The following is a 12,917-nucleotide window of genomic DNA, read 5'->3' as shown; positions in this document are numbered from 1 at the left end:
GGGGCTCAAGCGTGGTGGTGCGCCAGCAGCGGGAACCGCCGCACCGCGGGGGCGCGGGGCTCAACCGTGGTGGTGCGCCGGCGGCGGGAACAGCCGCACCGCGGGGGTGGCGGGCTCAACCGTGGTGGTGCGCCGGCGGCGGGAACAGCCGCACCGCGGGGGCGGCGGGCTCAACCGTGGTGGTGCGCCAGCAGCGAGAACAGCCGCACCGCGCCGTCCGCGCCCGCCGAGACGAGGGTCGAGCCGTCCGGGGTGAAGGCGAGGGCGCGCACCGCCCCGTCGTGCCCGTCGAGGGTGTGCAGGTGGGCCCCTGTCGCCGGGTCCCACAGCCGGATCGTGGAGTCCAGGCCCGCGCTGGCCAGCAGCGTCGCGTCGGGGCTGAACGCGACCGCCGTCACCGGGTCGAGGTGGCCGGTGAGCACCCGGCCGGTGCCGCCGTCCCACAGCCGTACCGTCGCGTCCGCGCCCGCGCTGGCGACCACCGATCCACCGAAGGCGACCCCGAGCACCGCGCCCCGGTGCCCGTGCAGGTGGGTCACGCTCTGATGGTGCAGCGTGACCCGGCCCGCGTCGTCGCCGGTGGCCAGGGCCGAGCCGTCGCGGCTGAACGCGGCCGCGTGCAGCGGCGGGCCCTCGCCGGCGACCGTGACGCCGGCGGCGACGAGGTCGAACAGGCGCAGTACCCCGTCCGTGCCGGCGGCGGCCAGCACCCGCCCGGCGGGGTGGAACGCGACGGCCGACGGGCCGCCCGCGTCGGCGTCGAGCGCGTTGCGGCGGCGGCCCTCCACGGTGTGCCAGACGCGCACGGCCCGGGCGCCGCGGCGGGCGTGGCCGGCGCCCGCGGCCAGCAGGGTGCCGTCGGGGCTGAAGGCGACCGCGCGGACCGGGCCGTCGTGGTCGGCGAGGGTGTGGCGCACCTGGCCGGTGCCGAGGTCCCAGACGCGCACCTTGCGGTCGTCGCCGCCCGCGGCCAGCAGCCGGCCGTCGGGGCTCACCGCCACCGCGTTGACCGGCGGGGCGCCGCGCACGATGCCGCCGGGGGAGAAGGTGCGCAGCAGCGCCGGCTTGAGCCGCGGGCGGGCCGCCGACGGCGGGGCGAGGGCGGCGGGCCGCGCCGGGGACCGGACGCTGCCGCAGGCCACGGCGAGGTCGGGGTGGGCGTCGGCGAGCGGCTCGATGCCCAGGGCCCGGTGCAGCCGGGCGGCGACGAGCGGGGTACGGCTGACCCCGCCGGCCAGGAACACGGCGGCCACGTCCCGCGGGGTGACGAGGGCCTCGCGCAGCACCGCGACGGTGCGCTCCACGGTCCGCTCCAGCAGCGGGGCGGCGGCGCGCTCGAAGTCGTCGCGGTGCAGCGGCACCGGGCCGGCGAACGGGACGTACAGCTCGGCGACCGGCGCCTCCGACAGCGCCTCGCGGGCGACCCGGGCCTCGTGCCACAGCCGCAGCCGGGCCGCCGCCTCCTCCGGGCCGCGCGGCCGGTCGAGGCGGTCCCAGGCCGGGACCGGGCCGGTGCGGGTCCGGGCCAGGCGCACCACGGCGGCGTCGAGGTCGAGGCCGCCGGCGTCGAGCAGCCCGCCCGCGGCGGCGATGGTGGGCCCGTCGGCGGCCTGGCGCACCACGGTGACGTCGAACGTGGCCGCCCCGAGGTCGTACACGACCAGGCAGCCGCCGTCGGGCACGCGGTGGCCGAGGACGGCGGCGCAGTACCGTGCCGCCGCGATCGGCTCCGCGACCAGCTCCGGCTCGCCGAGGCCGGCCAGGCGGGCCCCGTCGGCGAGGACCCGCCGGCGGTCGGGCCGCCACGCCGCGGGATGGGTGAGCACCAGCGGTCCGTCCCAGCCGGGCGCCGCCGCCGCCACGGCCCGGGTCAGCAGCGCGGCGACCGGCTCGGCCTCGGCCGCCCCGGCCGCGGGCAGGTCGGAGTCGAGGCGGCACGGCCGGATCGAGCCGTCCGGCCCGGCCAGCGCGGCGACCGTCGTGGCCGTGCCGATGTCGATGCCGAGGCGGTGCCCCGCAGAGGTCACCGGCCCAATGTATGGAAGGCTGACCGCCCGCTGGCATCGGCCGCACGGGCCGTTCGGTGGATCAACGGGTGAACGCCGCGTGAAGGACCTGGGCGAACGCGTCGACGTCGGCCTCGGTGGTGTCGAAGGCGGCCATGTACCGTCGCGGCCACCCGTCGGCGCCCGCGCCGAACCGGGCCAGCTCGGGGTCGTCGTGCGGCGGCAGCGTGGCGAACACCGCGTTGGTCTGCACCGGCAGGGCGATTCCGGCCCCGGGCACGGCCGCGACCGCGGCGGCGATGCGCGACGCCATCGCGTTGGCGTTCGCGGCATTGGTACGCCACAGAGCCCCCTCCAGCAGCGCCACGAACTGCGCCGCCACGAACCGGCTCTTGGACAGCAGCTGCATGGCCTGCTTCTGGATCAGCTGCCGCGGCCCGGCGAGCCCCGGGTCGAGGAAGATCACCGCGTCGGCGGCGAGGGCCCCGTTCTTGGTGCCGCCGAACGACACGACGTCGGCCCCGGTCGCGGCCTCGGCCAGGCCGGTGCCCAGCGCGGCGGCGGCGTTGGCCAGCCGGGCCCCGTCCACGTGCAGCAGCAGCCCGTGCCCGTGGGCGGCGCCGGCGAGCGCGCCCAGGTCGGCGACCGAGTACAGGGTGCCGAGCTCGGTGGGCTGGGCGATCGACACCGCCCGGGGCCGCGGCGCGTGCGGCGGGTCGCCGGCGTGGGCGAACGCCTCGACCTGGGCCGGGGTGAGCCGGCCGTCCGGGGTGGGCACGGTGGTGATCCGGCCGCCGGTGAACCGCTCCGGGGCGGCGCACTCGTCGGTCACGATGTGGGCGGACTCGGCGCAGAGCACGGTCTCGTACGGCCGCAGCAGCGCGGCGAGCGCGATGACGTTCGCGGCGGTCCCGGTGACGGCGAGCACCGCCTCGGCCCGCTCGCCGAAGTGGGTGCGGAACAGCGCCTCGGCGCGGTCCGTCACCGGGTCGCGGCCGTAGGAGGGTGCGTGCCCGGCGTTGGCCGCCACGACGGCCGCGAGGACCTCGGGGTGCACGCCGGCCGTATTGTCGCTGACCAGAAAGCTCTGTCCGGGGATCACGGACCGGAGGCTAGTCCAACCCCGCCGGGTCGACTACGCGAGCGGAATGCGAAAGGATTGGCCGCGTGGAGATCGTGCTCAGCGTGCCCGAGACCGTCGTGGCCACCTACGTCGTGGCGACCGATCACCCGCCCGCCGACCCGGCCGCCGCCGCCGCGGCCGCGGCGGCGCGCATCGAGGGGCCGCTGGGCGAGGCCGTGCGCCGGATGCTCGACGGCCCGCTGATGTCGGTGAGCGTCGCGCCGGTCGCCGAGGCCCCGCCGCTGCCGATCGAGCACCTGCGCATCTTCGGCGCCCCGCCCGACGCGCTGCGGGCCGTCGTCACCGCCTCCCATCTCGTCGTGGTCCAGGCGGTCTTCGGGGCCGGCTGGCCGCCCGCGCACGAGTGGCACGCCCGCGCGGTCGCGGCCGGCATCGCCACGGACCTCGGCGGCGCGCTCGTCGACCTGTTCACGCCGCAGGTGCTCGACCCGGCGGCGGCCCTGGCCTCGCTGCCCGGCCCCGACGGGCGGTCCGCGCTGAGCGCCTGGATCGTGGTACCGCAGTCGGCCGGCGACCGCGGCCTGTGGATGACCACCCGCGGACTGGGCCGCTTCGGCCTGCCCGAGCTGCAGGTGCTCGACGTGCCGCCGACCCTCGCGCGGGCGTGGACGAGCGCACTGACCGGCATCGCCCGCGCCCTGGTGGTGCGCTGGGCGCAGGCGGTCGAGCGGGCCGCGGGGGAGGCGTTCGTGCGCCTCCCCGACGAGCTCAACGTCAGCGCCGCCGACGCCGTGCGCGCCTACGGCGACATCCCCGGCGCGGAGGCCGAGCAGCACGCCACGCTGATCCAGCTGCGCCTGGAGGAGGCCACCCCCGACCAGGACGGCCTGCTCACGATCGTGCCGCCCGACGAGTTCCCGTACTCGGCGGGGGAGTTCCTCGCCCGGGTGGCCGCCGACCTGTTCGGGGCGCAGTCCACGACGGTGCAGTACGCGCCGGACGACGAGCGGATGCGGGCCGCCGTCGCCGCCGCCCGGGAGGCCCTGCCCGAGGCCCGCACCCGCTTCCTGGCCGGCGAGTTCGGCCCGGAGCTGCACCTCATCGTCAAGCACCGGATCACCCGCGGCGACGCGACCGAGCTGATCTGGTCCACGGTCACGACCTGGCCCGACCCGCGCCGGCTGCACGGCGTGAGCATGTCCGACGCCGAGATCGACCCGAGCGTGCGCACCGGCCGCCCGACCATGGTCCGCGACCCGGAGATCGTCGACTGGGCCGTGTGGGTCGACGGCGACGGGATCGTCGAGGGCGGCTGGACGAACCGGGTTCTGACCGGCGAGTGACGCTCAGGTCGGGCGGTGCGGTGCCGAACAGCACTGCGTGGGTCTCGACGGAGGGCGGCTGACGCGTCGCCTGCTGCCGGTCGCCGGTGCGCTCGCCGGGCTGATCGCGGCGTTCCTGGTGATGCAGGCGATCACCACGAACGCCTTCGAGCGGCTCGAGGCGCGGCAGGTGGCCCAGGACGCCGAGCGCATCCGCATCGGCCTGGACGCCCAGGCCCAGCTGCTGAGCGCCTTCGGCGCCACGAACGCCAGCTGGGACAACTCGTACCACGACATCGGGGCCTCCGACGTGGAGGGCTTCACCGCCGACCTGCCGCCCGCGGCCCAGCTGGAGGTCACCGACATGGACGGTCTGCTCGGCATCGGTACCGACGGCACGCTGCGCACCGGCGGCATGACGAGCTCGGGCGACACCTACCTGCCGCCGCCCGCCCAGCTGCGCGACCCGGCGATCCTGCGCACGCTCTTCGACCCGGCGAAGAAGGCCGGCGACACGCTGTGGGGGATCGTCTCGGCCGACGCGCCGTACCTCTTCTGCGGCGTCGGCGCGTTCCCCAACAGCGGCGAGGGCACCCCGTCCGGCGGTATGATCATGCTCAAGCGCCTCGACGCGGGCCGGGTCGCCCGCCTGGCCAAGGCGATCGACCTGCCGATGACCCTGGCCGCGAAGGTCCGTCCGGGCGCCGAGGCCCAGCCGCTGCGGCAGAGCCAGCTCGGCCCGGTCGCCATCGCCATCGCCATCGCAATCGCCGTCACCGGCGCGCGGCACATCGCCATGAACGCCACCATCGCCACCGTCAACGGCGGCCAGGTGGTGCTCGAGGTCGTGGCCGGCCGCCCGATCCACGCCGCGGCGAGCAGCACCGCCGTGAAGCTGTTCCTGTTCGTCGCGGCCGCCACCGTCGTGCTCGTCGCGGTGATGCTGTGGTCGGTGCGGGCGGCGCTGCGCCGGCGGGTCGGGCCGCTGCGGCGCACCACCGAGGAGATCATCCGCTCCGGCGACGTCCAGCTGCGGGTGCGCCCCGGGGGCAGCGACGACATCGCCGAGCTCGGCCGGGCCATCGACGCGATGCTCGACGCGATGCACGAGCAGGAGATCCGGCTGCAGCAGGAGCGGGCGGCCAAGGAGGCCCAGCTGATGACCACGAACGTGCGCCAGCAGCCGGCCGAGCAGACGGTACGGCGGCGGGCCGGCGAGGTCATCGACGACACCAGCGGCGCCGTGCTCAGCGAGCTGCGCAACGTCATGCAGCAGGCCGACGAGGTGATGGCCGCCGCCGGCGCGATCGAGCAGCAGGCCGCCTCGGCCGACCGGGTCACCCGCGGCGTCGTCGGGCGCGCGGCCGACGCCGGCGGGGTCATCGAGGCCGTCACCGCCAGCCTCGGCCGGGTCGGCGGCATCGCCAACCTGATCGCCGGCGTCGCCGGGCAGACCAATTTGCTGGCCCTCAACGCCACAGTCGAGGCGGCCCGGGCCGGGGAGGCCGGCCGCGGGTTCAGCGTCGTGGCCGGCGAGGTGAAGAACCTGGCGTCGAAGACGAAGGACTCCACCACCGAGATCACCGAGACCGTCTCCGCGCTCGGCGCCGACACCGCCGCGATGTCCGGCGTCATCACCGACATGAGCCAGGGCGTCAACGCCGTCGGCGGCGTCACCGCCCAGCTCAGCGACGTCGCCGTGCAGCAGCGCGCCTCCGTGCAGCGGCTGGTCGGCAGCGTCCGCGAGGCGGTCACCCGCATCGAGGCCCTGGCCCAGGTCACCGACCGGCTCGAGCACCGCCGGCACAGCCGCGCCGCCGTCGAGGGCAAGGTGACGGTCCAGCACAGCGGCCGCCGCCTCGAGGGCGACCTGCTCGACCTGTCCGTCAGCGGCCTGCGCTGCGCGTTCGCGGACGGCCTGCGCCCGCCGCTCGCCTCCGAGCTCGACCTGACGCTGATCCTCGGCGCCGAGGAGCTGCACCTGCGCGGGCGGGCCGTGCGGCACATCGACGCCGACGAGGCCGACGAGCTCGGCGTGCAGTTCGTCGACCCGGACCCGAGCACCATCGCGAGCATCAGCGACTGCATCCGCGCGCTCATCGGCCCCGGCGGCGGCTGAGGACTGCAACTCGCTGCAACAACTTTTTCATTGACCGAGGTCTCCGCGTGCGCCTAGGGTGAGCGCTAGGAAAGCGCATTCCCAAGGAGGTCCGGCTCATGCGTCGCAGATCCGTCCTGCTCGCGGGCGCGCTGGCGGGCATCGCGGGCGCCACCGCGACGGCCCGCTCGGCGTCGGCGTGGCCCGGCCCGTACATCACCGTCGCCGCCGACGGCAGCGGTGACGTCAGCACCATCCAGGCCGCCGTGGACGCCGTACCGCCGGGCAACCCGGGGCCCTTCACGGTGAAGATCAGGCCCGGGGAGTACAAGGGCCAGGTCGTCATCCCGGCCGACAAGCCCTTCATCGTCTTCCGGGGACAGGGCCCCGACCCGTCCGCCGTCGTCATCAGCGACGACCGCGCCAACGGCACCCTGAAGCCGGACGGCACGCCCTGGGGCACCTCCGGCAGCGCCTCGGTCACCATCTCCGGCAGCGACTTCAGCGCGCGCAACCTGACGTTCGCGAACACCTTCGACGAGGCCGCCCACCCCGAGATCGCCAACCGCCAGGCGGTCGCGGTGCTGACCCGCGCCGACCGGATCGTCTTCGACAACGTCCGCTTCCTGGCCAACCAGGACACGCTGTACCTCAACAGCCCCGACGCCGCCACCGTCAGCCGGGTGTATCTGCGCAAGTGCTACATCGAGGGCGACGTCGACTTCATCTTCGGCCGCGCCACCGCCGTGCTCGACCGCTGCGCGATCCACTCCCTGGACCGCGGCTCGGCCACGAACAACGGCTACGTCACCGCCGCGAGCACGTCGCTGTCCAACCCGCACGGCTTCCTGCTCACCCAGTGCAAGCTCACGTCGGACGCGCCGGCCGGCAGCGTGTACCTGGGCCGGCCGTGGCACCCGAGCAACGACCCCAACGCGGTGGCCGAGGTGACGATCCGCGACTCGGTCCTCGGCGCGCACATCGGCGCCACGCCGTGGTCCGACTTCGGCACCTGGCCGTGGCGCGACGCCCGCTACGGCGAGTTCGGCAACCGCGGCCCGGGCGCCGCCGTGACCCCGGACCGCCCGCAGCTGACCGCCGAGCAGGCCGCGACCCGGACGATCGCCGCCTACCTGTCGGGGGCCGATGCCTGGGATCCGGTCCGCTGATCCCGGTTTGGCCCGCGACGAGGGGTCGGCGGCGGCGGTACCGTGCGCAGCGTGAGTGAACGCGAACGCGACGGATACCACCTGACCACCGACCCCGCCGCCGTGGACAAGGCGGTCGTGCACCGCTGGCTGTCCGAGGACTCGTACTGGGCCGCGGGCCGCGCCTACGAGCTGGTGTCCGCCTCCATCGACGGGTCCGTGCCCTACACGGTCCGCCGCGACGGCCGCCAGGTGGCCTTCGCCCGCGCGGTCACCGACCGTGCGACGTTCGCCTGGATCTGCGACGTGTACGTCGAGCCGGCGCACCGCGGCCGCGGGCTGGGCGTCTGGCTCGTCGACGCCATGGTGGACGACTTCACGTCCGCCGGCGTCCTGCGGCTGCTGCTGGCCACGCGCGACGCCCACGAGGTGTACCGCCGCAGCGGCTTCGAGCCGGTCGCGGGCCCGCAGCGGTTCATGGAGATCGACCGCCGCCCGACCCGCGCCGCCATCCTCGCGCACCTGGGCGAGCGCGCCTGAGCGGGCGCACCTGAGCGGGCCTACTCCCAGCTGGTGAAGACCCAGTACTGGTCGCCGAGGCCCGTCCTGCAGTCCCACTGGATCGCCTGCACGCCGGCGTCCTTGCTGCTGCCGGGGATGCCGAGGCATTTGCTGCTGTTCAGGTTCTTCAGCGGGTAGACGAGCAGCCCGGGCAGCGGGAGGCCCTGGCGCCACTGCTGGTCGGCCAGGCCGGGCGTGTAGGTCCAGTTGATGGCCTTGCCACCGTTGGCGGCGCTGGAGCCGCTGATGCCCAGCGCCTTCCAGCTGCTGGTGGCGGCGCTGCGCAGGTAGGAGTAGTGCTCCACGGTGCCCGCGGTGAGCGTCCACGCCTGGGACTGGCTGCCGCCGAGATATCCCCGCTGCACGATCGGTGACCCGTTGACGTCGGCCGGCGCGGCCACGGTCAGGTACAGCTTGCTGTTCCAGTTCATGATCCGGTACCAGTGCGTCTCGGCCGGGGCCGCGGCCACCTCGGCCTGAACCTCGGCCAGGCTCATCACCCGGCCGTGCGGCAGCGTGGCGGCGGCCGGCTCCGCGTGCACGGGCGAGGCGGTACCGAGCACACCGGCGGTGACGAGGACGAGTACAGCGGACAGTCGGCGCATGAGCCTCTCCTCTCGAAGCATGTGCGCCCACCCTGCCAGCCCGGCGTTGGATCGGCGTTAAACCGCCGGTCGGGCGGGTAGCCCGGCTCCGTGAATCTGGTTCTGGTGGCCGGCCTGGGCGACGTGGGCCGGGCGGTCGCGGCCGACCTGCGCGCCGCCGGGGTGCCCGTGCGCGGTCTGCTGCACCGCCCGGCCCCGGCCGATTTCGACACCGTCGTCGGCGACCTGACCCGCCCGGAGAGCGTGGCGACCGCCCTGACCGGCGTGGACGCGATGTTCTTCGCGATGCCGGTCTCGAAGGACCACCTGCTGGCGGCCACTGTCGTGGCGAGCGTGGCCCGCGACCGCGGCGGCCTGGGCGCGCTCGTGGAGCTGTCGCAGATGACGGTGTCGCAGGTGACGGCCACGAGCACCGACCAGTCGGACCAGCAGCGCCTGCACTGGCTCGCCGAGCGGGTCTTCGACTGGTCGGGCCTGCCGGTGGTACACCTGAGGCCGACGGCATTCCTGGACAACCCGCTGTTCACGACGCTGGCGGCGGCCTCGATCCGGGCCCGGGGCACCCTGGAGCTGCCGTTCGGCGCGGGCCGCACCTCCCCGATCGCCGTTCGTGACGTAGCCCGGGTCGCCGCCACGATCCTCGCCGACCCGGCCCCGCACATCGGCCGCGTCTACGAGCTGACCGGCCCGAGCAGCGAGGACCTGCACACCGTGGCCGCGGACTTCTCCCGCGCCCTGGGCCGCGAGATCACGTACGTGGACGTGCCGCCGGACCAGTGGGAGGCCGAGGTCCTGACGCCGTCGGGCCTGCCGCCGCACACTCGCCAGCACATCGCCACCATGGCCCGGCTGCACCGCGAGAACCGCTACGACCGCCTGACGACGGACGTCCAGCACGTGACGGGCCGCCCCCCGATGACGATCGAGTCCTTCGTAGCGGCCCGCCGCGACACCTACCTGAGCTGATCAGCCCGCTGCGCTCGCGGTGGGGGAGCTTCGCTCCCTCAAAACCTGCACCGGCGTGCTCTCGGGCCCAATGGGCCCGCACGGCCTGGGCGGCTTGCCTGGACGGGGGGCTGACAGACGACGCTCGGCCGATGGCGCGCGGGAGCCTTCGGCTCCCGCAACGGGTAAGCGTGGTCCCTTTTCGTTGTTACCCACGGTTATGCCTCTTGGCCGTCGTTTCCTGCCGGGTTCGCGCGGGTCGTCATTCGGTGGTCCCTGTTCTGTCTTGCGCTATTTGAAACGGGATCCTGTTGTCGGCCGTGATTTGGGATAATCGATATGTGGTTGGGCAGCGGGGGTTGTTCAGCCGGGCCGAAATTACTGCTATGTATGACGCTACTCGGCGGCGTAACTATTCGCCGGCTGGTGAGAAGTTTCGGAAGGAACACAAGCGGCATCGCGACTGGGGGCTTGAAGAGCGGCATCGGAAGAAGCTCTGCGACCAGTACGGCAGTATCGAGGCGGCGGACGCTTACTTCGAACAGCGGGCCCGCGAAGCCCTCGCGCCTAAGCCGTCCGAATCGCCCACTGAGCAGGACGAATGCCCCGTGCCGCCGGTCGAGCGGGCCGAACCTTCCGCCTCGCCGGTCCCGCCCGCTGAGCTGGCCGAACTTCCCGCCCCGCCGGAGGAACTCCCCGCCGAGCAGGCCACCTCCGGCCACGACGGCGATCCCGCGCCACAGCATGAAACGGACGGCGTCCAGCGGCCCGCGCCCACGCATCCAAGCTGTCGCGCACCGGCGCCACGATCGCGTCGACCAGCCGGTGGTCCGAGGCGCGGAACAATCGAACGGGGGCCGGCGAATTGCGCATTCCGCCGACGCCTCCGAGAACGCGCGGCCGCCGACCATCACCCCAACGGGCCGCCGGTGGCGAAATCCTGATTGTCCTTTGCGGCGCGGCGGTGCAATGCGGCCGCCACTTCGGGTGGCAGCTCGTCCATCTCGTCGAGGGTGCGGCCGGGGCGCAGGAAGTCGAACAGCAGCACGATCCGCACGCCGTCGGTGTAGTTCCAGGCCTCGTGCTCGGCGGTGTCGTCGAAGACCAGGGTCTCGCCCTCGGTCCAGGTTCGGGTCTGGCCGCCGACGCGCAGGGCGCACTCGCCGGGCGGTACCACCAGGCCCAGGTGTGCGCGGTAGACGGTGGTGACCCAGCCCTCGTGCGGGCGGATGTGGGTGCCGGGCACCAGGCGCGAGAACGCCGCGGTGGTGAGGCCGGGCACGCGGGCCAGTGCGGCGGCGGTGTGCGGGCAGGCGGCCAGCGCCCCCTCGATGCGCGTGCCGAACGCGACCAGGCCGTAGGTGCTCCAGCCCTGGCCGTACATCTCGCGCTGTACCCACGGCTCGAACGCGTCCCCGGGCAGCGTGGCGCACTCGTCGCGGATGGCCTGCCACGCGCCGCGCAGGTCCTTCAGGAACGGGAACGGGGTCTGGTCGACGAACATAGGTTGTTAGTGTCGCATCGACAGGGGGACGCATGATTGCTCGGGTTTGGCGGGGGTGGGCGCCGGTCGCCACGGCGGACGACTATCAGCGGCACTACGAGGGCGAGGTCGCCGCGCACCTGCTGGAGGTGGCCGGGTTCCTCGGGGCGCGGCTGCTGCGCTCGGCCGATGGGGACGAGGTGCTCTTCACCTCCATTGTGTACTTCGGCGGGCTCGACGACGTGCGCGGGTTTGCCGGGGACGACTTCGAGGTTGCCGTCGTCGAGGAGACGGCTCGGCGGGCGCTGAGCCGATGGGACGAGCGGGTCAGCCACCACGAGGTGGCCGTCGAGGTGCACGGCGGGTAGGGCAACGGCGGGTAGGGCAGGCGTGGGGTCAGAACCAGTGCAGGCAGTGCGGGTGCCGGTCGGCGTGGAAGAGGATGTCGGCGAGGGTGGCCGCGTCCGAGCGGTGGGCGCGGATCTGTCCGGCACGGACGAGCGTGCTGGGCGCGGTGCCGCCGAGATAGATCGAGCCGAGGTCGCTCACGTCCAGGGAGAGGTCGGGGTCCCGATCCGTGGGAACGCAGTCGGCCTTGCCGCGCCGGACGGTCAGCAGGTAGCGGTGGTGCTCGCCGAGGAACGGGTCGTCGACGTCGAGGACGAGCTCGCCGTCCGTGAACCAGCCGCGTGCGGTCAACGCCCGCGGTACGTCCAGTAGCCGCACCCAGAGCCAGTCGGAATCGCTGCTCACCTTGGCGGCACGGAAATCCGCCAGCTGCCAGCGCAGCGGGTGCCAGGGCGGGAAGTGCTTGAACGCGACCTGAGTGACGAGGTCGTGGCCGAGCAGGAATCCGATCAGGGCGGTGGAGACGGCGTCGTCGGTGGCGATGGTCTCGTCGACCGTCAAAGTGCCGTCGCTGAGCGAGTAGCTGGCGTACCCGTCCGGGACCCCGTCGGCGTCGCGGTGGACGGCGACGTAGCGCGGCGCCTGAGCGACCGGGGGTTGCCCCGCGCCGAGGGCCCACCAGCGGTGCGGCCGGGACAGTGCGCCCGGCTGTGCACGGCGGTACCGGTCATAGACCTCTTCAAGGATCTCGCCGCACTCGGCACGCCGCATCACCTCGACCGAGCTGCTGTTCGAGCTGGTACCCGGGGCGTCTGCCCGTCCGTGCGCCCGCAGTGCAGCGGGGGCGCCCGGGTGGCGTTCCACCGTGATCCGTCCCGTGTAGGTCGCCGGTCCGTAGCCGAACCTGCCGTAGATCGGGGCCTCGGAGGCCAGCAGGACGCCGAGGAACTCCCCGCGTGCCCGCAGCTCGGTGACCTGGTGCCGCATCATCGCGGTGAGCACGCCCTGGCGTCGGTGCGAGGGCAGGACGCCGACGGCGCTGATTCCAGCGGCCGGGGCGAGGATCCCGCCGGGCAGGGTGAGTTCGAACGAGTACGCGGCGGCGGTCCCGACGGGCCGCCCGTCCGCGGTCACGGCCAACAGCCCGCGGTCCATCTCGATCGCCGACCACCAGACGCCGCCGCCATCCCCGTTCGGGGTATCCGGGTAGAGCCCGAACGCGGCATGGAGTGTGTTGACGAAGACGTCGAGGTCCTGGTCGGTCGTGGGACGGATTTCCATTGTTGCTGCTGCCTCCCCCGGGATTCGGGCACCACG

At 74.1% G+C, this 12,917-nt stretch carries 11 protein-coding genes; 6 read left to right on the top strand and 5 right to left on the bottom strand.

Features of this window, described 5'->3' with window-relative positions:
• Positions 1-170: 170 nt before the first annotated feature.
• Together ACPPVO_RS40080 and ACPPVO_RS40075 are read right to left on the bottom strand one after the other, a co-directional pair.
• On the bottom strand, positions 171-2,027 hold the full coding sequence (locus ACPPVO_RS40080) for an Hsp70 family protein (protein ID WP_426503794.1): 1,857 nt from the start codon (positions 2,025-2,027) through the stop codon (positions 171-173).
• 61 nt (positions 2,028-2,088) lie between these two features.
• The gene (locus ACPPVO_RS40075; protein ID WP_426503793.1) at positions 2,089-3,108 is read right to left on the bottom strand and encodes a threonine aldolase family protein; all 1,020 of its coding nucleotides are present in this window, start codon (positions 3,106-3,108) and stop codon (positions 2,089-2,091) included.
• 65 nt (positions 3,109-3,173) lie between these two features.
• On the opposite strand from ACPPVO_RS40075, the gene ACPPVO_RS40070 reads away from it, so the two are divergent.
• The 4 genes from ACPPVO_RS40070 to ACPPVO_RS40055 all read left to right on the top strand — a co-directional run bounded on the left by ACPPVO_RS40070 (position 3,174) and on the right by ACPPVO_RS40055 (position 8,198).
• Complete coding sequence (locus ACPPVO_RS40070) at positions 3,174-4,433, top strand: DUF2314 domain-containing protein (RefSeq protein WP_426503792.1); 1,260 nt, start codon at positions 3,174-3,176, stop codon at positions 4,431-4,433.
• Between the two features lie 37 nt (positions 4,434-4,470).
• Positions 4,471-6,531 carry a methyl-accepting chemotaxis protein gene (locus tag ACPPVO_RS40065; RefSeq protein ID WP_426503791.1) on the top strand — a complete coding sequence of 687 codons (2,061 nt, stop codon included), beginning with the start codon at positions 4,471-4,473 and terminating at the stop codon, positions 6,529-6,531.
• 98 nt (positions 6,532-6,629) lie between these two features.
• Positions 6,630-7,679 (top strand): pectinesterase family protein, encoded by a 1,050-nt coding sequence (locus ACPPVO_RS40060; protein WP_426503789.1) that lies wholly within the window; start codon positions 6,630-6,632, stop codon positions 7,677-7,679.
• A 51-nt stretch (positions 7,680-7,730) separates the two neighbouring features.
• Entirely contained in the window at positions 7,731-8,198 is a 468-nt protein-coding gene (locus ACPPVO_RS40055) for a GNAT family N-acetyltransferase (protein WP_360372703.1), read from the top strand.
• A gap of 20 nt (positions 8,199-8,218) precedes the next feature.
• Here ACPPVO_RS40055 and ACPPVO_RS40050 read toward each other — a convergent pair whose 3' ends face one another.
• The gene (locus ACPPVO_RS40050; protein WP_426503788.1) at positions 8,219-8,824 is read right to left on the bottom strand and encodes an RICIN domain-containing protein; all 606 of its coding nucleotides are present in this window, start codon (positions 8,822-8,824) and stop codon (positions 8,219-8,221) included.
• Positions 8,825-8,914: 90 nt separating this feature from the next.
• Between ACPPVO_RS40050 and ACPPVO_RS40045 the strand changes: the two genes are divergently transcribed.
• Complete coding sequence (locus ACPPVO_RS40045; RefSeq protein ID WP_426503787.1) at positions 8,915-9,790, top strand: NAD(P)H-binding protein; 876 nt, start codon at positions 8,915-8,917, stop codon at positions 9,788-9,790.
• Between the two features lie 889 nt (positions 9,791-10,679).
• Here ACPPVO_RS40045 and ACPPVO_RS40040 read toward each other — a convergent pair.
• On the bottom strand, positions 10,680-11,273 hold the full coding sequence (locus tag ACPPVO_RS40040; RefSeq protein ID WP_426503786.1) for an aspartyl/asparaginyl beta-hydroxylase domain-containing protein: 594 nt from the start codon (positions 11,271-11,273) through the stop codon (positions 10,680-10,682).
• 32 nt (positions 11,274-11,305) lie between these two features.
• On the opposite strand from ACPPVO_RS40040, the gene ACPPVO_RS40035 reads away from it, so the two are divergent.
• Entirely contained in the window at positions 11,306-11,620 is a 315-nt protein-coding gene (locus ACPPVO_RS40035; protein ID WP_426503785.1) for an antibiotic biosynthesis monooxygenase family protein, read from the top strand.
• Between the two features lie 28 nt (positions 11,621-11,648).
• On the opposite strand, the gene ACPPVO_RS40030 is transcribed toward ACPPVO_RS40035, so the two are convergent.
• Positions 11,649-12,881: a GNAT family N-acetyltransferase gene (locus ACPPVO_RS40030; protein ID WP_426503784.1), complete on the bottom strand. Its 1,233-nt coding sequence runs from the start codon at positions 12,879-12,881 to the stop codon at positions 11,649-11,651.
• Positions 12,882-12,917 lie beyond the last annotated feature (36 nt).

It is taken from the genome of Dactylosporangium sp. McL0621 (assembly GCF_049995355.1).
In the GTDB taxonomy this organism is placed as follows: domain Bacteria; phylum Actinomycetota; class Actinomycetes; order Mycobacteriales; family Micromonosporaceae; genus Dactylosporangium.
Note: the sequence above shows the minus strand (reverse complement) of the source record. Positions and strands in the feature narration are given on the sequence as shown.

What these genes read in the sequence shown, in the direction of transcription:
- ACPPVO_RS40035 (WP_426503785.1), top strand. Translation starts at nt 11,306, where the DNA reads ATGATTGCTCGGGTTTGGCGGGGGTGGGCGCCGGTCGCCACGGCGGAC.
- ACPPVO_RS40040 (WP_426503786.1), bottom strand. Translation starts at nt 11,273, where the DNA reads ATGTTCGTCGACCAGACCCCGTTCCCGTTCCTGAAGGACCTGCGCGGC.
- ACPPVO_RS40030 (WP_426503784.1), bottom strand. Translation starts at nt 12,881, where the DNA reads ATGGAAATCCGTCCCACGACCGACCAGGACCTCGACGTCTTCGTCAAC.
- ACPPVO_RS40060 (WP_426503789.1), top strand. Translation starts at nt 6,630, where the DNA reads ATGCGTCGCAGATCCGTCCTGCTCGCGGGCGCGCTGGCGGGCATCGCG.
- ACPPVO_RS40050 (WP_426503788.1), bottom strand. Translation starts at nt 8,824, where the DNA reads ATGCGCCGACTGTCCGCTGTACTCGTCCTCGTCACCGCCGGTGTGCTC.